The organism is Desulfurispora sp. (genome assembly GCF_052744395.1).
In genome coordinates, this window is sequence record NZ_JBRAJI010000005.1 from 1 (window position 1) to 21,122 (window position 21,122).

The following is a 21,122-nucleotide window of genomic DNA, read 5'->3' on the forward strand; positions in this document are numbered from 1 at the left end:
GACTACCGCGATTTCGCCAACGCCCGCAAGGCCGGCGAAGCCACCTGGTATGCCGCTGAGATCATCGAGGCCGTGCGCTACCTCAAATACAGGCCGGACCAGCCGCTCTTCCCCACCCCCTGGACCGGCTTTTTGGGCGACCCGGTGGTGCGCATGTACGGCACCAAGCTGGTGGACTGGACCATCCCCGGCGAAGCCGTCATCGTGGGCCGGGCCAGGGACAGCAAAGCGGCCAAGAAAATTGTGGACAGCTTCATGGCCAAGGGCCTGATGCTCTTCCTGTGCGACGAGATCATCGAGCAGCTCATGGAAGAAAACGTCAAGCTGGGCATCGACTACATCGCCTTCCCCCTGGGCAACTTCACCCAGGTCGTGCACGCGGCCAACTTCGCCCTGCGGGCCGGCATGATGTTCGGCGGCGTCGCCCCCGGCGACTACCACGCCCAGCGTGACTACCAGCACCGCCGCGTCCTGGCCTTCATCCTCTACCTGGGCGAGCACGACATGGTCAAAGACGCCGCCTGCCTGGGCGCCATCAACGTGGGCTTCCCGGTGATCACCGACCAGGAACTGCCCGCAGACAAACAGATCAAAGACTGGTTTGTCTCCCAGCCCGACTACGACAAGCTCGTCCAGACCTGTCTGGAAGTGCGGGGCATCAAAATCACCGCCATTGAAATCGACGTGCCCATCACCATCGGTCCCGCCTTTGAAGGCGAGTCCATCCGCAAAAAAGACATGTACGTCGAATTCGGCGGTACCAAGACCCCGGGCTTCGAGCTGGTGCGCATGGTGGGCGAAGACCAAATCGAAGACGGCAAGATCACGGTCATCGGTCCCGACATCGACACCGTGGAGCCGGGCGGCCGCATGCCCCTGGGCATCGTGGTGGACGTCTACGGCCGCAAGATGCAGGAAGACTTCGAACCCGTGCTGGAGCGGCGCATCCACTACTTCACCAACTACGGCGAAGGACTGTGGCACGTGGCCCAGCGGGACATCATGTGGGTGCGCATCTCCAAAGACGCCTTTGCCAAGGGCTTTAGACTGGAGCACATCGGGCGCATCCTCTACGCCAAATTCAAGAGCGAATTTGCCTCCATCCTGGACCGGGTCCAGGTCACCATCTACACCGATGAAGCCAAAGTGCTGGAAATGCGCGAACTGGCCCGCCAGTACTACAAAAAGCGGGACGACCGCTTAAAGCAGCTGCGGGACGAAACCGTGGACACCTTCTACTCCTGCACCCTGTGCCAGTCCTTCGCCCCCACCCACGTCTGTGTCATCGCCCCCGAGCGCGTGGGACTGTGCGGTGCCGTGAGCTGGCTGGACGCCAAAGCGGCCTATGAAATCAACCCGCACGGCTCCAACCAGCCCATCCCCAAACAGGGTGTCATTGACGAAGTCAAGGGGCAGTGGGAGTCCTTCAACGAATTCGTCTTCAACAACTCGCAGCGCACCATCAGCAACGTCAACTTCTACACCATTATGGAATACCCCATGACCTCCTGCGGCTGCTTCGAATGCATCCTGGCCATGGTGCCCGAGTGCAACGGCTTCATGGTGGTCAACCGCGAGCACAGTGGCATGACGCCTTCGGGCATGAGCTTCTCCACCCTGGCCGGCACCATCGGCGCCGGTGCCCAGATGCCCGGCTTCATGGGCTGTGGCAAGTCCTACCTCAGCTCGCGCAAATTCGTGCCGGCCGACGGCGGTCTGGCCCGCCTGATCTGGATGCCCAAAGCGCTGAAAGAGGAACTGCGCCCGCAGCTGGAAGAAGCTGCGGAAGAAGCCGGCCTGGGCCGCGACTTTGTGGACAAGATTGCCGACGAAACCGTGGGCGTGAGCGGCGACGAGATCCTGCCCTTCCTGGAAGAGAAGGGGCACCCGGCGCTCACTCTGCCGCCGCTGCTGTAATGGGCACGGCTGCGTGATATACTATACTGGATCTGGATTGTTTCAGGCAGGCGGCTCAATCGGCCGCCTGCCTGAAACAGGGTTTGGTGAAAAAGTCTATTGTTTAGAAATGCTTAGAAATACAGTAAATTTTCAGCTGTAAAGACTAACAGGAGAGAAAGGAGTAAGAAGGATGGGTTTAACAGGATTGGAGATTTTTAAGCAATTGCCGAAGACCAACTGCAAGGACTGCGGGCACCCCACCTGCCTGGCTTTTGCCATGGCTCTGGCCAGCGGCAAGGAAAGCCTGGACAAATGCCCGCATGTCAGCGCTGCCGCCAAGGAGGCGCTGGATTCCGCTTCCGCTCCGCCCATTGCGCTGGTGAAAATCGGTGCGGGTGAAAACGCAGTGGAACTGGGCAATGAAACGGTACTCTTCCGCCATGACAAGCGTTTCGAACATCCCACGGCCATTGCTATATCGGTTTGCGATACCATGAGTGCAGACGAACTGACCGCCAAAGTGGCTCAGATCAACAAGCTGGTCTTTGATCGCGTCGGTCAGGTGCACAAGGTCAATCTGGTGGCCGTGGGTAACTGCTCGGGCGATGCGGACAAGTTTGCCGCCGCCGTTAAGCTGGTAGCGGAAAATACTCAATTTCCGCTGGTGCTGATGAGTGACAATCCGGTCGCGGTGGAAAAGGCTCTGGAACTGGTGGGAGATCAAAAACCGCTGGTTTGCGGTGCTACAGCCGCCAACTACGAGGCCATGACCAATCTGGCCAAGAAATTCGATGTGCCCATGGTGGTCAAAGGGGCTAACCTGGACGAACTGGCCGACCTGGTGGAGAAAGTGGTAGCTCTGGGCCACAAACAGCTCATTCTGGATTCCGGGGCCCGTGATGTGGCCAAAGTGCTGTTCGACCAGACCCAGATGCGCCGCCAGGCCCTGAAGCGTTTCCGGGCCTTCGGGTATCCCACCATCGCTTTCGCCCAGAATGAAGATCCGGTGCAGGCGGTTGTGGACGCCGGTGTGTATATTGCCAAGTATGCTGCCGTGGTAGTCATTGACAGTGCCGATCCGGCCGATGTGCTGCCCTTGATTACCCTGCGCCTGAACATCTACACCGACCCGCAAAAACCGATTGCAGTGGAAAGCAAGATTTATGAAATCGGCAATGTTACCCCCGAATCGCCGGTATTTATTACTACCAACTTCTCTCTCACTTACTTCTGTGTGGCCGGTGATGTGGAGGCCTCGCGCGTGCCGGGCTATATCATCCCGGTGGATACCGACGGCATCTCTGTAATGACGGGCTGGGCCGCCGGCAAATTCACACCGGAGAAAATTACCGAAACCATCAACAATCTGGGCCTGGCCGACAAGGTATCCCACCGCAAGCTGATTATCCCCGGCGGCGTGGCCGTATTGAGCGGCAAACTGCAGGAACTGTCCGGCTGGGAGGTGCTGGTGGGACCGCGTGAGTCGGCGGGAATACCTACATTCTTGAAGCAGCGCTGGAATGCTTAGATTCCGGTAACCGGTATCGGGACAGGCCTTTCCCGTGGTTGCAAGGGAAGTAAAAATATCTGTAGTGAGGAGTGAAAGCAGTGGCTTTTACAATTGCTATTGCGGGAAAGGGAGGAACAGGGAAAACCACCCTGGCGTCCCTTTTGATCCGGCAGATTGTCCGGGCGGGTAAAGGGCCGGTGCTGGCCGTGGATGCTGATGCCAACGCCAATCTAAACGAGGCCCTGGGCATTCCTGTGGAAGATACCATTGCCGAACTATTGAACCGGATTAACAACAATCTGGAACCACTGCCGGCGGGCATGACCAAAGACCAGTATGTGGCCTATAAAGTGCACCACTCGCTGGCCGAAGGCGACGACGTGGACCTGCTGGTCATGGGCGGTCCGGAGGGTGCCGGGTGTTACTGCTACGCGAACAACCTGGTGCGGGGTTTTATGCAGGAATTGAGCAACAATTATCCCTACGTGGTCATGGATAATGAAGCAGGCCTGGAGCACTTGAGCCGGCGTACCACCCAGAACGTGGATATATTGCTGGTCAGCAGCGACGCCAGTGCCCGGGGTATTCGTTCGGCAGGCAGAATCAAAGAACTGGTGGAGTCGTTGCGCCTGGATATTCGCCGCATGTACCTGGTGGTGAGCAAGGTTACGGAAGGTACTGTGGAGGCGCTGCAGGAGGAAATAGCCCGAACCGGGCTGGAGCTGGCCGGTACCATTCCCCTGGATGACCAGGTGCGGGAGTATGATCTGCATTCCCGGCCGCTGGTTTCTCTGCCTGATGATTCTCCTGTGGTGCAGGCCGTTGATGGGATAATGCGCAAGCTGGGGATTATATAGTCCTGCTGTAATTAACAGAAAGGAGCGGAAGTCATGGCCGTTGCTATTGCGAAAGAGAAATGGACCAGTAAAGTGAATGAAATGGTGCTGGGTGCCGAACCCAACGTGGTCAAAGTGGGCGGTGAAAGCACCCTGCCTTTCCTGTTCTTTGAAGGCGATATGCCCAATCGCCCGGTGATGGCGCTGGAAGTGTGGGATATGGAGCCCACCGATTGGCCCGATGTGCTCACAGCGGCTTTTGCCGGCGTACTCTCCGACCCGGCCGCCTGGGCCCAAAAATGCGTGGAGTACGGGGCGGATCTGGTTTGCCTGCGTCTGGTCAGCGCCCATCCGGACAACCAGAACGCTTCGCCGGCCGACTGCGCCAAAGTAGCCCGGGCGGTGGCCGATGCGGTCAATGTGCCGCTGATCGTGATTGGCTGCGGTGTGGAAGAAAAGGATGCCGAGATCATGACCGCGGTGGGCGAAGCCCTGGCCGGCAAGGTAGCCCTGCTGGGTTGCGCCACTCCCAACAACTACAAGACCATTACGGCTGCCTGCATGGTTAACGGGCACAGCATTATTGCTTCCAGCCCGCTGGACATCAACCTGGCCAAGCAGCTCAACATCCTGATTACCGAGATGGGTCTGGCGGCCAACCGCATTGCCATTGACCCGCTGGTGGGAGCATTGGGTTATGGTATTGAATATGCCTACTCCATCATGGAACGGGCGCGCATCGGGGCCCTTACCGGTGATAAAATGCTGGCCATGCCGGTGATTTGCTTTGTCGGTCAGGAGGCCTGGAAGAGCAAGGAGGCCAAAACCACGGCTGACGAAACACCCGAATGGGGCGACCTTTCTCGCCGGGCCATTCTTTGGGAAACCATGACCGCCACCACTTTTGTGCAGGCTGGCGGCAGTATTCTGGTACTGCGTCACCCCGAGTCGGTCAAGCAGGTGCTGGCGCATATCAATAAAATGATGCAAAAATAGTTTGGAGCAGCCGGGGAGCATAGCGGACATGGTGTGCGGCATTTAGCCGTATGCCATGCCCGTGAATTTTATAATTGATAAATATGTTGAGGAGGTTAAGGGTAATGATCCTGATCGGCGAGCGGATTAACGGTATGTTCAAGGATATTCGGGAAGCCATTTTGAATAAAGACCCGGAACCGGTCAAGCACTGGGCCAAACGGCAGTATGAAGCGGGTGCCCACTATCTGGATGTCAACACCGGGCCCACCGTAGAGGCCAAGGATCAGCCCCAAGTCATGGAGTGGCTGGTTAACATCTGCAATGAGACGGTGCCGCTGCCCTGCTGCATTGACTCCACCAATCCGGAGGCTATTGAAGCGGGTTGCGCCGCCAACAAGCACGGCAAAGTCATGATCAACTCCACCCACGCCGACCAGTGGAAGATGGATATCTACATTCCCATGGCGGTCAAATATAATGCGGCCTTGATCGGTCTGGCCATGAATGAGAAGGGCGTGCCCAAGAGCGCGGCCGACCGGGCAGCTCTGGCCATGGAAATTGTGGTCAATGCCGACGCGCACGGCCTGCCCATGGAAGATCTCTACATCGACCCGCTGATGCTGCCGGTCAACGTGGCCCAGGAGCACGGTTTGGAAGTGCTGGAAGCCATCCGCCAGATCAAGGCACTGGCACCGGGTGTGCGGACAACGCTGGGACTGTCCAACTCCTCCCAGCGCTGCACCAACCGCCATCTGCTCAACCGCACTTTCCTGATCATGGCCATGGCCTGCGGGCTGGATTCGGCCATTGCCGACGTGGATGATCCCGAACTGGTCAATGCGGTAGCAGCGGCCAACCTCTTCCTGAACAAGGAAATTTACTGCGATTCCTTCCTGAAAACATTCCGGCAGAGATAAATTGCCTTCCAAAACAGGGGGCATAGAGCTATATAATGTAAGCGGCAGTTGGTGACTGCCGCTTTCTACTGCCCCGATCCCGTAGCAAGTCCTGATTAAAAATTTTGCTCCATTTGCTTGCTTTTACGCAAAAATGTAAAGGAATTGACAGTGTGCAGAGAGAAATATTATACTAGGGACAAGGTGTGCAATGGCCTGAGCCCCCGGCCATTGGCCCGAAAAAGACCGCTCCGGTGTGCGGCAAAAAATGAACGGGCTGCGGACAGGCGGCCGGTGCGGGCGCCGACCTGGCATAAGCGATTGTGCCAGCCGCATGGCTGGTCTGGAGCGCAGCAATTGGAAGTACTGCATTGTTAAGGCGGAGATGGTCTAAAACCCAGACTCTATGACATCAGTTAGTCAGTGATGTTTGGGGAAAGAGAGGGAGATTGGTTTCACTTTTTTACCAGGGGGCCGTTTTTACGAGGCGTCTGCTGGTTGTGTTGATTGTGAATGTTTAAACTAGGAGGACGGATGTGATGCAAAGATGACGACCAAGACCGATAAGGTCGGAGCCGTGCTGGTGGTGGGTTCCGGTATTGCCGGTATCCAGGCCTCTTTGGACCTGGCGGAATCGGGCTACTATGTTTACCTGGTGGAGAAGAAACCGGCCATTGGTGGAACTATGCCCATGCTGGACAAGACCTTCCCCACCAACGACTGTTCCATGTGCATCCTCTCACCCAAGCTGGTTGAGTGTGGCCGTCACCTCAACATTGAGAGTATGACCAATTCGGAAGTGCAGGACATTCAGGGCGAGCCCGGGCGGTTCAAGGTAACCATCAAGAAACGGGCCCGCTATGTGGATCCGGAGAAATGTACCGGTTGCGGCAGCTGCGCCGAGGAATGCCCCATTGATGTCAAGGACTTATTCAACCAGGGCCTCAGCGAGCGCAAAGCCATTTACAAACTGTACGCTCAGGCTTACCCCAATGCCTATGCCATTGACAAGGATGAATGTATTGAGTGTATGGCCTGCGTGGACGCCTGTCAGTCCGGGGCTATTGATCATGAGATGGAAGATGAAGTAGTAGAGGTAGAAGTGGGTTCGGTAATTCTGGCCCCTGGATTTGATGCCTTTGAGGCCGGCAACCTCTCCTACTATGGATATGGAAAATATCCCAACGTGCTGACCAGTCTGGAGTTCGAACGGGTACTGAGCGCATCCGGACCTTTTGGCGGTCACCTGGTGCGTCCATCCGATCACAAAGAACCCAAGAAAATCGCCTGGATCCAGTGTGTCGGCTCGCGCAACTGCCGCCTGGATCACGGCTACTGCTCCTCGGTGTGCTGCATGTATGCCATCAAGGAAGCGGTTATTGCCAAAGAGCATACCCCCTATGAACTGGACACCGCCATCTTCTATATGGACATGCGCACCTATGGCAAGGATTTTGAAAAATACTACGACCGGGCCAAAAACGAGCACGGGGTGCGTTTTGTCCGTTCCCGGATTTATGAGGTTACCGAGGCCACCGATGGCAGCGGCAACCTGATTATCCGCTATGCTGACGAAAACGGCAACCTGCACCGGGAAGAGTTTGATCTGGTGGTTCTCTCCATCGGACTGGAACCTTCCCGGGATATGGTGGAACTGGCCGGGCGTTTGGGCATCAGCCTGAACAAGTTTAATTTTGCCGAGCCTCCGTCTTTGACCGGCGTGGGCACCAACAAACCGGGCGTGTATGTGGCAGGTGCCTTCAGCGGTCCGCGGGACATCCCGGAAACCGTGATGCAGGCCAGTGCGGCGGCAGCCGATTCGGCGGTGATACTGTCCGAAGCCCGGGGTACACTGGTGCAGAAGAAAGAGTACCCGGCGGAACGCGACGTACAGGGTGAAGTGGTACGCATCGGTGTTTTTGTGTGCCATTGCGGCATTAACATCGGCAGTGTGGTCAAAGTACCCGAAGTAGTGGAATATGCCCAAAAACTGCCCGGGGTTGTCTATGCCACGGAAAAACTGTATGCTTGCTCGCAGGATACAGCCGGGCAGATCAAAGAGGCCATTGAGACCTATAACTTGAACCGCATTGTAGTGGCTTCCTGCAGCCCGCGCACACACGAGCCGCTGTTCCAGGAGACCATGCGGGAGGCCGGTCTCAACCCGCACCTGTTTGAAATGGCCAACATTCGTGACCAGTGTTCCTGGGTACACCAGTCCGAGCCCGAGAAGGCTACCGAGAAGGCCAAGGATCTGGTAAAAATGGCTGTCTACAAAGCTTCTCTCCTGGAGCCCGTGCAGAGTGTCAGCCTGGGTATGAACCATGATGCGCTGGTCATTGGCGGCGGAGTTTCGGGGCTCAATGCTGCTCTGAACATGGCCCGGCAGGGCTACAAAGTCTATCTGGTGGAAAAAGAGAGCGAACTGGGTGGCATTGCCAGAAGGATTCGCCTGGGCATGAAGGGCGAAGACATCCAGGCCTATCTGGCCGATCTAATTAATCAGGTGACCGGTCATCCCATGATTAAGGTCTACACCGGCGTGGAAATTGCTGATGTGCACGGCTTTGTGGGCAACTTTGTCACCACCCTGTCCAATGGGGAAGAGATCCAGCACGGAGTGGCTATTATTGCCACCGGCGGTGCGGAATACAAACCCAATGAATATCTGTACGGACGACACCCGGCAGTCAAGACCCTGCTGGAACTGGAGGCCGATCTGGCGGAAGGCCAGCTGGCCGGCAAGCAGAACTTTGTTTTCATCCAGTGCGTGGGTTCCCGCGATGCCGAGCGGCCGTATTGCAGCCGGATCTGCTGCACCAAGTCCATCAAACAGGCGTTGAAGATCAAGGAAGCCAATCCCAACGCCAACGTATTTATCCTGTATCGCGATATCAGAACCTACGGCTTCTACGAAGAAATGTACACGGAAGCCCGCCGCAAGGGCGTTGTGTTCATCCGTTATGCGGTGGACAATAAACCGGTGGTGGAAGCGGCCGGTGACCGGGTCAATGTTACGGTAACCGACCATGTACTGGGTCTGCCCGTGGTGATTGAAGCCGATGTGGTGGGTCTGGCCGCTGCCGTAGTGGCCAACGATAATAAAAAGTTGTCCAAGTTCTTCAAGGTGCCGCTTAACTCTGATGGTTTCTTCCTGGAAGCACACATGAAGCTGAGACCGGTGGATTTCGGTACCGACGGCGTGTTTATGTGCGGCCTGGCTCATGGTCCCAAAAACCTGGAGGAAAACATTTCCCAGGCCAAAGCAGCCGTGGCCCGGGCCTGCACCGTGCTGGCCAAGGAATCCATCGAGGTAGAAGGAAAGAGCGCTTTTGTCAACAAGAAGAAGTGTACCGCCTGCGGTACCTGTGAATCGGTCTGCCCGGCCAAAGCTATTACTATCGACTTACAGGAAAGGGTGGCCGTGGTGAATGAAGCGCTGTGCAAGGGCTGCGGTGTCTGTGCCTCCTCCTGCCGTTGCGGGGCGCTCAACGTAAAAGGATGCACCAACGAACAAATTATGGCTGTGATCAATGCACTGTAGTGACAGGGGAGGGAGAAGTGTATGGCCTGGGAACCAAAAATCATCGCTTTTCTGTGCAACTGGTGCAGCTATGCCGGTGCTGACCTGGCCGGTGTCAGCCGGATTCAATATCCGCCCAACATCCGGGTAGTCCGGGTACCCTGCTCGGGACGGATCAACCCGTTGTTCATAATGTCTGCCATCAAGAACGGTGCCGATGGCGTGCTGACCTCCGGGTGACACCCCGGCGACTGCCACTATGTTAGTGGCAATCTGGTAGCCCGCCGCAAGTTTGCCCTGCTGAAAAACCTCATGGAGTACATGGGTGTGGAAGAAGGACGGGTAAACTTCTCGTGGGTGTCCGCTGCGGAAGGCGGACGCTTTGCCGAAGTGGTCAAGGCTGTAACCGAAAAAGTTAAAGAACTGGGCCCCAATCAGGGCCTGGCGGCGACAGAAACGGGGTGTTGTGGATGCAAGAGCTAGCAGCTGCCATCCAGGAGACAGCCAGGAAGCTGCTGGAAGAAAAGACGGTGGACCTGGTGATCGGTTTTGCTGCCGGTAGCCTGCCGCTGCGCAGCACACCATGCTTTGTCCGCAAGCCGGAAGATGCAGCAAAACTGACTTTTGATGCCGGATGTGAGAACAACCTGGCCAACTACCTGCGCCAGCGGAATGAAAAGGTGGCCGTGGTGGCCAAGGGCTGTGATACGCGCGCCATTGTGGTGCTGCTGCAGGAAAACCAGATCAAACGAGATAACCTGTATATCATCGGCGTGCCCTGTCAGGGTATGGTGGACCGGGTAAAAATCGATGCTCTGCTGGATGGTCAGGATTTGCTGGCCGGACAGGTGCAGGGCGAAAATGTGGTCCTGAAAACAGCGGCGGGCGAGAAACAGGTGGCTCTGACCGATGTGTTGCACGACACCTGCAAAACCTGCCAGTACGCTACTCCGGTGATCTATGACGTGCTGCTGGGCGAGCCGGTTCAGCCCCGGCAGGCGGATAACTTTGAAGATGTTAAAGCCTTTGAGGCTCTTTCTCCCGCCGAGCGCAAGGCCAGATTGACTGAGGAGTTCAGCAAGTGCATTCGCTGCTATGCCTGCCGCAATGCCTGTCCGATGTGCTACTGCAGTGAATGTTTTGTGGACTGCTCTACGCCGGCCTGGATCAGGAAGTCGGTCGACCCGGCCGATAATCTGATGTTCCAGGCGGTGCGGGTGTTCCACCTGGCCGGCCGCTGCGCCGACTGCGGGGCCTGTGACCGGGCCTGCCCGATGGGGCTCAACCTGCGCACAATGACCAGAAAACTGGTGATGGATGTCAAAGAGCTGTTCGGTTATGAAGCCGGGGTCAATCTGGAAGCCAAACCGGCCCTCTCCGAGTTTGCCTTTGACGATCCCCAGCCATTTTTGGTGAAGGAGTGAGGTGAAAAGGATGTTCATCAAAAAGAGCGAACTGAGTGCTGTACTGGATAAACTGCTGGCCAGTTATCAGGTTTATGCCCCGGTCAAGCAGGGCAGTTACGCCGTTTTTAAGCAAATAGCCAGCGGTGGCCAGGCTTATCTGGATTACAGCAATAGCAAGATTCCGCCCAAGGGTGTCCTTTTCCCTCAGTCCGAAAAGCTGTACAGCTACAGTGTGACTGCCGAAGGGGCCCGGGTAGAAGAGCATATTGATGATAGCAAAAAGGTTATTTTTGGTATTCGTCCCTGTGACGCCAGAAGTATTACCCTGCTGGACTTTGTCTTCAATAATGATAAATACACCGATCCGTACTATATGACCCGGCGCAATAATACCGTGCTGGTTGGCCTGGGTTGCAATCAGCCTGCCCCCACCTGTTTCTGCACCTCCATGCAGAGCGGGCCTTTTGCCAGCGAGGGCATGGACGTGATGCTGGTGGACATTGGTGAAGGTTATGTTGCTCAGGCCCTGACCGATAAGGGCAAGGAGTTGCTGGCAGGACTTGGCCTGCCCGAGGCCTCTGCTGATGACCAGAAGGCGGCCGAGGATGTCAAGGCCGCTGCTGTAGTGAGTTGCCAGGTCAATACCGAAGGGCTCAAGGCCAAACTGGACGCCGGTTTTGACGCCCCGGTATGGGACCGCATCCATGAAAAATGCCTGGGTTGCGCGGCCTGTACCTATGTTTGCCCTACCTGCCACTGCTTTGATATCGTTGATGATGCTGTGGACTGCAACGGTTGCCGGGTACGTAACTGGGATGCCTGTATGTTCCCGCTCTTTACCCTGCACGGTTCGGGCCACAACCCGCGTCCCTCGGGCAAGGAGCGCTGGCGCCAGCGGGTCATGCACAAGTTCAAGTATTTTGTGGACAACTTCCATGCCACGGCTTGCGTTGGCTGCGGCAGATGTATTAAAAACTGCCCCGTCAATCTGGACATCCGGGAAGTGCTGGCGGATATCCTGGGGTCGGAAGCGAGGTTGGATAAGTAATGCAGAGAAATCCTTATCTGCCGCTACCCATGAAATTGGTGAAAAACTTCACCGAAACGTCGGATAAGCTTATTCACACCTTTACTTTGCAATTTTTGAGCGAAGAAGATGAGAAATCCTTCCCCTACATGCCCGGCCAGTTTGCCGAGGTATGTGTGTTTGGCAAAGGGGAGGCTCCCTTCGGCATCGCTTCCTCGCCTACCGAGCCCGGTTTTCTGAAGTTTTCCGTGGCCAAGGTGGGGGTGGTTTCCACAGCCCTGCACTTGATGGAAGAGGGGACCATTGTTGGCGTGCGCGGTCCGCTGGGCAATTACTACCCGGTGGAGGAAATGAAGGGCAAAAATATCGTGATTATCGGCGGTGGCTTCGCCTTCACTACGCTGCGCGCTCTGGCTACCTACATTCTGGATCCCCGGCACCGGGGCGATTATGGCAACCTGATGGTGATTTACGGTGCCCGTAACCCGGGCCTGCTCCTGTACAAGGACGAGCTGGCCGAATGGGAAAAACGCTCCGACATCGACCTGGTGTGCACCATCGACCGCCCGGTAGAGGGCTGGAACGGGCGGACCGGCTTCATTCCGGCCGTGACCAAAGAGGTGTCGCCCAGTTCGGAAAATGCCGTAGCTATTGTTTGCGGCCCGCCCGTGATGATCAAGTTCACACTGCCTGTTCTGGAGGAATGCGGCTTTAAGCCCGAACAGATCATCATGTCGCTGGAAAACCGTATGAAGTGCGGCATTGGTATGTGCGGTCGCTGCAACGTGGGCAACAAGTATGTCTGCAAGGACGGCCCGGTGTTTACCAAGGCCGAACTGAACCAGTTGCCCAACGAATATTGATTAACTGGCATATTTTTACCGCCTGCCGGGTTAAACCCGGCGGGCGGCAATGTTACTCTGGTTGGCTGAATGTTGTGTAATTTATGTCATTTATTGATGTGTGTTGTTATTTCCTGAGGATACCCTGACCGGGGAAGGAGCGATTTTATTATGGAAGTTATTCAAGCTTCTAAAATGGATCCCAGGTTCCGGGATGAAATTGCCGACCTGGTAAAAAATTATGATTTTACCCAGTGCCTGGCCTGTGGAATGTGTACGGCCGGCTGCCCCTACTCCGACATTCATGAGGACCAGGATCCGCGCAAATTCCTGCGCAAGATTGCTCTGGGTCTCAAGGAAGAAGCCTGGAACGATCCCTATATCTGGTACTGCACCATGTGCGAGCGCTGCACCATTGAGTGCCCCATGGGTGTGAACATTCCCTCCATTGTTCGTTCCATGCGCGGGCAAATGGAGCCCAAGGGTTACCTGCAGACCATTGCCGAAGAGCACAAACAGTCCGGCAACCAGATGAATGTATCGCAGGAAGATTATGAAGAAACCCTGGCCTGGATTGAAGAGGAACTGCAGGCCGAGCTGGATGATCCCGACTACCGCATTCCGCTCAACAAGCAGGGGGCCAAGTATTTTTACGGCTTCAACGCCCGGGATATCAAGTATTATCCGCAGGAACTGCAGGCGACATTGAAGCTCTTCTATGCGGCTGATCTGGATTACACCATCAGCACAGTGCGCTGGGACGCCACCAATATTGCCCTGTTTACGGGCAAGACCGACGATTTTCTGGCCATTTCCATGCCGCTGTGGGAGGAAGTTGTGCGCCTGGGCTGCGAGGAACTGATTGTCACCGAGTGTGGTCACGCCTTCCGCTCCATGCGCTGGGGCTACCGCACCTACTGGAAGGGCAAGGAGTTCAAGATCCGGCACATCCTGCAACTGCTCAACGATCTGGTGAAAGAGGGACGCCTTAAACTGGATCCCGATGCTATCACTGAAGTGGTCACTTACCACGATCCCTGCAACACGGCCCGCAAAGAAGGCGTGTGGGAAGAGCCGCGCGAGTTAATCCGCAGCTTCATCAAAAACTTTGTGGATATGAACCCCAACGGCAAGATGAACTACTGCTGTGGTGCCGGTGGTGGGGGCATGGCCATGCCGGAATTTAACGAATATCGCAAAGCCAAAGGTAAGCGCAAAGTGGATCAGGTAGTGGCCACCGGTGCGGAAATTGTGATTGTGCCCTGCCACAACTGCATCGACCAGTTCAATGACCTGAACAAGTGGTATCCGGAAAAAGCCAAGTCCAAGAACGTGCACATGTGCTCGCTGATGGAACGGGCACTGATTCTGGAAAAGAAAAACAAATAAATCGGGCAATGATCAGAGCACAAGACATCCAAAATACATCCGCAGACAATTAGGGTGATATGTGTGAAAAACGGGCGCGCCCAACGTCTTTAGCGTGCCGGGTGTGCCCGTTTGCACACTTAATAAAATTCACAGGACGGATGTGATGCCAATGAGTGCTGAGAAAGTCGGGGCAGTCATGGTAGTGGGAGCGGGCATTGCCGGTATCCAGGCTTCCCTGGATCTGGCGGAAGCCGGCTATTATGTCTACCTGGTGGAAAATTCCCCGGCCATTGGTGGGACTATGCCCATGCTGGATAAAACTTTTCCCACCAACGATTGTTCTATGTGCATCCTGTCGCCCAAGCTGGTGGAGTGCGGGCGACACCTGAATGTAAAAACATTAACCTGTGCCAGGGTTGAGGAAGTAAGCGGCGAGCCGGGCAATTTCAAGGTCAGGGTGCGCCAGTCGCCCCGCTATATTGATCTGGACAAATGCAAGGCTTGCGGCGAATGCGCCAGCGCCTGTCCGGTAGAAGTGCAGAGTGAATTCAACCAGGGACTGGGCCAGCGCAAGGCTGTTTACAAGCATTATGCCCAGGCCTTCCCCAATGCCTTTGTAATTGACAAGGCCGGCACTCCTCCCTGCCGGGCGGCCTGTCCGGCTGGAGTGAATGCTCAGGGCTATGTCCAACTGATCAAGAAGGGTAAACTGCTGGAAGCATGGCAGATGGTTTATCGCGATAACCCCTTCCCGGCGGCCTGTGGCCGGGTGTGCACCCATCCCTGTCAGAGCAAGTGCTATCGGGGCCGGGTGGATGAGCCGGTAAACATCGTGCAGCTAAAACGTGTTGCCGCTGATTACGCTTACAGCAATTTAAGCGAACTGCCGCTGCCAGCAGTTATGGAAGCAAAAGGCAAAAAAGTCGCAATAATTGGTGCCGGTCCGGCCGGCCTGTCCTGCGCCTATCAACTGGCCAAACGCGGCTATCAAGTGACAGTATTTGAAGCTTTGCCGGTTGGCGGCGGCATGATGCGGGTGGGTATTCCCGAATACCGGTTGCCCAAGAAATGGGTGGATCTGGAGATTGACCTGATCACCAAACTGGGCGTGGAAATTAAATACAACACCGCCCTGGGTCGGGACATCACGCTGGACGGACTGCGCCAGCAAGGTTATGAAGCTGTGTTCCTGGGCATTGGCGCCCACCGGGGTCAGAGTCTCAATGTTCCCGGCGAGGACCTGGAGGGTGTTGTCCACGGCGTACCTTTCCTGCGCAAGGTGGCTCTGGGTGAGCCGGTGCAGATCGGCCGGCGTGTGGCGGTGATCGGTGGCGGCAATACAGCCATGGACTGTGCACGAACCGCCCTGCGCCTGGGTGCCGAGTCGGTGCAGATCATCTACCGCCGTACCGAAGCTGAAATAACCGCTCTGCCGGAAGAGATTGCCGAGGCCAAGGAAGAGGGCATTGTGTTCACCATGTTGCACAGCCCCAAAGCCTTTGTCGGCAATGGTGGGAAACTCTCCGCCATTGAGCTGATTAAAAACCAGCTTGGGGAGCCCGATGCCAGCGGGCGGCGCAGTCCGGTGCCCGTACCGGGCAGCGAATATCAGATTGAAGTGGATACGGTAATTCTGGCCGTGGGCCAGCAGCCCGATGTCGCCTGCCTGGAAGGCGCCAGCCTGGAGTTGGGGCGCGGTAACACTATCGTAGCCGATCCGCAGACCCTGGCTACCGGCATACCCGGCGTATTTGCCGGTGGCGATGCCGTAACCGGTCCCAAAACGGTAATTGAGGCTATAGCGGCCGGTAAGACGGCAGCCGAGTCCATTGACCGCTATCTGCAGGGTATGGACCTGAAAGAGGGGCGCCAGTTTGCGGTGGCGGAGGAGGAAATTGCTCCCTTCCGTTTTGAGAAGGAAGAGATTCCGGTTCAGGAGCAGCAAAAAGCCTCCCACAGCGAACCCGCCCAGCGCAGCAAATCCTTTGTCGAGGTGGCTCAGGCCATGGCGGTGGAGCAGGCCCGGCAGGAAGCGGAGCGCTGCCTGAACTGCGGAGTTTGCTCCGAATGCCTGGAGTGCGAGAAAGCCTGTCTGGCCAGTGCCATCCGTCACGATCAGCAGGAAGAAGAGCTGGAGATTCAGGTGGGAGCCATTGTGCTCTGCCCGGGCTTCGAAAAATATGATGCCTCCCGGCTGGCCTACTACGGCTACGGTAAATACCCCAATGTACTGACCAGTCTGGAATTTGAGCGGGTGCTGAGCGCATCGGGTCCCTTCCAGGGTCATCTGGTACGACCCTATGATCATAAGGAGCCACGCCGCATAGCCTGGATTCAATGTGTGGGATCGCGCAACATTCGCGAAGAACATGGTTATTGCTCATCGGTGTGCTGCATGTATGCCATCAAAGAAGCGGTGATTGCCAAGGAGCACAGTGCCGAACCGCTGGAAACCACCATCTTCTACATGGACATGCGCACCTTTGGCAAAGGCTTTGAAAAATATTACGACCGGGCCCGGGAAGAAAGCGGGGTCAGGTTTGTAAGATCAAGAATATTTGCAATAGATGAGAAAAACGACCCGAGCAGAAATCTGATTATCCGTTACGCCGATGAGAACGGGCAACTGCATCAGGAAGAATACGATCTGGTGGTTCTTTCGGTAGGCCTGCAGCCATCACCGTCCGTAATTGAGCTGGGTCAAAAGCTGGGCCTGGACATGAACAAGTACGGTTTTGCCCAGCCGGCACCGCTCACCGGTGTGGACACCAACAAACCGGGGATATACATCGCCGGGGCCTTTGCCGGTCCCAAGGATATTCCGGAAACCGTCATGCAGGCCAGCGCGGCGGCGGGAGCGGCCGGCAGCATGCTTTCCGCTGTGCGCGGCACGTTGATCAAAGAAAAGTACTACCCGCCCGAGCGTGATGTTTCCGGTGAAGAACCGCGCATCGGCGTGTTTGTGTGCAACTGCGGGATCAACATTGGTGGCGTGGTACGAGTACCCGAAGTGGTGGAAATGGCCAAAACGCTGCCGAACGTAGTTTATGCCGGTGAGTACCTCTATGTTTGCTCCCAGGACAGCCAGGCCGCCATCCGCCAGGCTATCGAGGAGCACAGGCTGAACCGGGTGGTGGTGGCCTCCTGCAGCCCGCGTACGCACAAGGTGCTCTTCCAGGAGACCCTGATGGAAGCCGGGCTGAACCGCTATCTGTTTGAAATGGCCAACATTCGCGATCAGTGCTCCTGGGTGCATATGCATGAGCCGGACAAGGCCACCGCAAAAGCCAAGGATCTGGTAAAAATGGTGGTGGCCAAGGCGGCGTTGCTGAGGCCCATTCACCAGCAACCGGTGGGTATTACCAAGGCGGCTCTGGTGATCGGGGGCGGCGTGTCCGGTCTGAACAGCGCTCTGGCCATGGCCGAGCAGGGTTACCAGGTGCACCTGGTGGAGAAAGCAGACCAGCTGGGCGGGCTGGCTCGCCGGATGCGCAGCGGCTTAAGCGGTGAGGATATCGCCTCATATCTGCAAGGACTGGTGGAAAAGGTTACGACCAATCCCCTGATCAGTGTATACACAGGCGTGGAAGTTCAGGAAGTGAAGGGTTTCCTGGGTAATTTCACTACCACGCTGTCTGATGGCCGGCAGGTCAAGCACGGTGTGGTGATCATCGCTATCGGCGGTGCTGAGTACAAACCCACTGAATATCTCTACGGCCAGCACAGGGCTGTGCTGACCCAGCTGGAACTGGCCGAGGCAATGGCAGCCGGCGATGAGCGCCTCAACCAGGTGCAGACGGCCGTGTTCATCCAGTGTGTGGGCTCCCGGGAGCCACAGCGCCGTTACTGCAGCCGGGTATGCTGTGCCAAAACGCTCAAACTGGCTCTGGAACTGAAGGAAAAAGAGCCGCAAACCCGTGTGTTTGTGCTCTATCGGGACATCAGGGCCTATGGCTTCTATGAAGAACTGTATACCAAAGCCAGACAGAAGGGCATCATCTTCATTCGTTACAACGTGGACAACAAACCGCAGGTTGTGCCCAGCGGCGATCAGGTACAGGTTACAGTAACCGACCATGTGCTGGGTGTGCCGGTGGTTATCGATGCCGATCTGCTGTGCCTGGCGGCCGCTATTTTGCCGGCTGAGGACAACAAGAAGATGAACAATATCTTCAAGGTGCCGCTGAACGAGGACGGTTTCTTCCTGGAGGCCCACATGAAATTGCGTCCCGTGGACTTTGCCTCCGAGGGCATTTATATGGCCGGACTGGCCCACGGGCCCAAAACCATTGACGAGAACATTGCCCAGGCCAGAGCGGCGGTCAGCCGGGCCTGCACAATACTGGCCAAGGATCAGCTGCAGTCACACGGTGTGGTGGCCCAGGTGCAGCAAGACAAATGTGCGGCCTGCCTGACCTGTGTCCGCCTCTGCCCCTTCAATGCGCCCAAGATTAACAATTATGCTGCCGAAATCGAGGCCGTGCTCTGCCAGGGCTGCGGTACCTGTGCCGGTGAATGCCCGAACAAAGCCATTACCCTGCAGAGCTACAATGATGCCATCTACATGAGCATGGTGCGCGGCCTGTATCAGGGGGAGGGTTGTTAAATTGAGTTTTGAACCGAAAATTGTCGCCTTTTGCTGCCACTACTGCGCTTATTCCGCAGCCGACCTGGCCGGCTCCATGCGCCTGCAGTATTCGCCCAACATTCGGGTGGTGGAAATGACCTGCTCGGGAAATATCGACCACCGTGTTCTATTAAACGCCTTTGAGCAGGGTGCGGACGGAGTGTATGTGGCCGGTTGTTTGGAAGGTGACTGCCACTTCTTAAAAGGCAACTTCCGGGCTAAAAAGCGGGTGCAGGCGGTGAAAAAACTGCTGGATGAGATTGGTTTTGGCAGTGAGCGTCTGGAGTTTTATAACCTGTCTGCGGCCATGGGCCCGCGTTTCGCCGAGATAGCCAATGAAATGACTGAACGCATCCGCCAGCTGGGCCCCAGCCCCTTGAATCGTCATGCTGGCGACTGCTCCGGGAAAGAAGGTGCGGAGAAGTGATTATTGCCCAGCAAAAGCCTGTGCAGGATATCGCGGCCATGATTGCCGATTGCCAGAAGGTCGCCTTCATTGGTTGTGCCGGTTGTGTGGCGGTTTGTCTGGCCGGTGGAGAAAAAGAAACTGAAATACTGGCTTCGGCTTTGCGGATCATGCGCCGCCTGCAGGGTAATCCGCTGCAGACAGTAACCTACCTGGCCACCCGGCAGTGCGATCCGGAATATGTGGCGGCCCTGGATGAAGTGGTCAAGGATGTGGACGCCATAGTGTCGCTGGCCTGTGGCGTGGGCGTGCAGTATCTGGCCGAGCGCTTTGACAAATGGGTGGTACCGGCCCTGGACACCAAGTTTATCGGTGGTTCGGTGGTACATGGCCGGTGGGAGGAAAAATGCGGCCTGTGCGGTGACTGTGTGCTGCACAAAACCGGCGGCATTTGTCCCATCATTCGCTGCTCCAAGAGCATCTTAAACGGTCCCTGCGGAGGTTCCCAGTACGGCAAGTGCGAAGTGAGCAAGGATGTGGATTGTGCCTGGCAGCTCATCTATGATCGAATGAAAAAGCTGGGTAAACTGGATAAACTTCTGGCCATAGAGCCTTTTAAAGACTGGTCCAAGTCCCGGGACGGCGGGCCGCGCCGGGCAACCAGGGAGGATGTGATCATCGAGTGAGTACCGTGCAGACCGAAAGCAAACTGCAAAAACTGCTGGACAGCGGACATTTCGTGGTAACAGCGGAAATCGGTCCCCCGAAGCATGCCTCGGCCCACGGTGTACGCCATCATGCCGAAATGATGCGTGACTATGTGGACGCGACCAATATTACCGATTGCCAGACCGCCATTGTGCGGATTTCCAGCATTGCCACGGCTGTGCATGTGCGGGACTGCGGCATTGAGCCCATAGTGCAAATGACCTGTCGGGACAGAAACCGCATAGCCATTCAGGCTGACCTGCTGGGTGCCTACAGCCTGGGGTTGCGCAACCTGCTCTGCCTGTCCGGCGACCACCAGAAGTTTGGCAACCATCCCACAGCCAAAAACGTCTATGATATTGACTCGATTCAGTTGATTAATGCTGTGCGCAAAATGCGCGATGAAAAGGTCTTTTTCTGCGGCGAGCCCATCAAGGAACACGAGCCCCGTTTCTTTATCGGTGCTGTGGCCAACCCGTTCGCCGATCCTTTTGAATTCCGGGTGGCCCGGCTGGAGAAGAAAATCGAGGCGGGGGCCCAGTTCATTCAGACCCAGTGCATTTTTGACATGGAGCGCTTTGAACGCTTTATGGAAATGGTGCGCGAGCGGGGACTGCACGAACGGGCGCACATCCTGGCCGGAGTTACGCCGCTCAAGAGCTGGCGGGCGGCCAAGTATATGCAGACCAGTGTTTCCGGCATGATTGTGCCGGAAGAACTGGTGCAACGTTTGAAAAACGCGGAAGATCCCAAAAAAGAGGGCGTGGACATCTGCGTGGAGCAGATCAAGTATATCAAGGAGAACATCAAGGGCGTGCACGGTGTGCACATCATGGCCATCGCCTGGGAGGAAATCGTACCCGAGATTGTGCAGCGCTGCGGCCTGTACCCGCGGCCAGCAGTGGAGTAACGCGCCCGTTTGAGCTACTGAATAGATCATAGTAAAGGTAGGCCCGGTATGCGTTCTGATGCGCATAGCCGGGCCTTTGTTTTGGGAGGTGGATTTTGGTTAAATATTAATGTGCCCCGGAAAGCTACCGGGGCACATTAAAAAAGATCGATTTAGTTTATGCCGTCAGGGTGAAAGTGATGC

At 56.3% G+C, this 21,122-nt stretch carries 15 protein-coding genes; all 15 read left to right on the top strand.

Annotation, left to right across the window (positions count from 1 at the left end; all coding sequences use genetic code 11):
* Positions 1–1,917: acetyl-CoA decarbonylase/synthase complex subunit alpha/beta (acsB, locus tag ACUVTU_RS02120; protein WP_445888315.1), on the top strand; the 1,917-nt coding region annotated here is incomplete at its 5' end.
* 172 nt (positions 1,918–2,089) lie between these two features.
* Positions 2,090–3,427, top strand: a complete 1,338-nt coding sequence (acsC, locus tag ACUVTU_RS02125) for an acetyl-CoA decarbonylase/synthase complex subunit gamma (protein WP_445888316.1) — start codon at positions 2,090–2,092, stop codon at positions 3,425–3,427.
* Between the two features lie 80 nt (positions 3,428–3,507).
* Positions 3,508–4,266 carry an ATP-binding protein gene (locus ACUVTU_RS02130; RefSeq protein ID WP_445888317.1) on the top strand — a complete coding sequence of 253 codons (759 nt, stop codon included), beginning with the start codon at positions 3,508–3,510 and terminating at the stop codon, positions 4,264–4,266.
* A gap of 33 nt (positions 4,267–4,299) precedes the next feature.
* Positions 4,300–5,241, top strand: a complete 942-nt coding sequence (locus ACUVTU_RS02135; protein WP_445888318.1) for an acetyl-CoA decarbonylase/synthase complex subunit delta — start codon at positions 4,300–4,302, stop codon at positions 5,239–5,241.
* Between the two features lie 104 nt (positions 5,242–5,345).
* Positions 5,346–6,140 (top strand): methyltetrahydrofolate cobalamin methyltransferase, encoded by a 795-nt coding sequence (locus tag ACUVTU_RS02140; RefSeq protein ID WP_445888319.1) that lies wholly within the window; start codon positions 5,346–5,348, stop codon positions 6,138–6,140.
* 526 nt (positions 6,141–6,666) lie between these two features.
* Positions 6,667–9,663 carry an FAD-dependent oxidoreductase gene (locus ACUVTU_RS02145; protein WP_445888320.1) on the top strand — a complete coding sequence of 999 codons (2,997 nt, stop codon included), beginning with the start codon at positions 6,667–6,669 and terminating at the stop codon, positions 9,661–9,663.
* A gap of 21 nt (positions 9,664–9,684) precedes the next feature.
* The gene (locus ACUVTU_RS02150) at positions 9,685–10,125 is read left to right on the top strand and encodes a hydrogenase iron-sulfur subunit (protein ID WP_445888321.1); all 441 of its coding nucleotides are present in this window, start codon (positions 9,685–9,687) and stop codon (positions 10,123–10,125) included.
* On the top strand, positions 10,113–11,066 hold the full coding sequence (locus ACUVTU_RS02155) for a Coenzyme F420 hydrogenase/dehydrogenase, beta subunit C-terminal domain (RefSeq protein ID WP_445888322.1): 954 nt from the start codon (positions 10,113–10,115) through the stop codon (positions 11,064–11,066). The genes ACUVTU_RS02150 and ACUVTU_RS02155 overlap by 13 nt, the downstream gene beginning before the upstream one ends.
* Before the next feature lie 10 nt (positions 11,067–11,076).
* Positions 11,077–12,096, top strand: a complete 1,020-nt coding sequence (locus ACUVTU_RS02160) for a 4Fe-4S dicluster domain-containing protein (protein WP_445888323.1) — start codon at positions 11,077–11,079, stop codon at positions 12,094–12,096.
* Positions 12,096–12,938: an FAD/NAD(P)-binding protein gene (locus tag ACUVTU_RS02165; RefSeq protein WP_445888324.1), complete on the top strand. Its 843-nt coding sequence runs from the start codon at positions 12,096–12,098 to the stop codon at positions 12,936–12,938. The genes ACUVTU_RS02160 and ACUVTU_RS02165 overlap by 1 nt, the downstream gene beginning before the upstream one ends.
* A gap of 150 nt (positions 12,939–13,088) precedes the next feature.
* Entirely contained in the window at positions 13,089–14,306 is a 1,218-nt protein-coding gene (locus ACUVTU_RS02170; RefSeq protein ID WP_445888325.1) for a (Fe-S)-binding protein, read from the top strand.
* A gap of 151 nt (positions 14,307–14,457) precedes the next feature.
* Entirely contained in the window at positions 14,458–18,894 is a 4,437-nt protein-coding gene (locus tag ACUVTU_RS02175; protein WP_445888326.1) for an NAD(P)-binding protein, read from the top strand.
* A 1-nt stretch (position 18,895) separates the two neighbouring features.
* Complete coding sequence (locus ACUVTU_RS02180) at positions 18,896–19,342, top strand: hydrogenase iron-sulfur subunit (protein WP_445888327.1); 447 nt, start codon at positions 18,896–18,898, stop codon at positions 19,340–19,342.
* A complete protein-coding gene (locus tag ACUVTU_RS02185; RefSeq protein WP_445888328.1) occupies positions 19,339–20,007 on the top strand; it encodes a methylenetetrahydrofolate reductase C-terminal domain-containing protein in 669 nt (222 codons plus the stop codon). Before ACUVTU_RS02180 ends, ACUVTU_RS02185 begins: the two co-directional genes overlap by 4 nt.
* Before the next feature lie 5 nt (positions 20,008–20,012).
* On the top strand, positions 20,013–20,939 hold the full coding sequence (locus ACUVTU_RS02190; RefSeq protein ID WP_445888391.1) for a methylenetetrahydrofolate reductase: 927 nt from the start codon (positions 20,013–20,015) through the stop codon (positions 20,937–20,939).
* Positions 20,940–21,122: the final 183 nt, after the last annotated feature.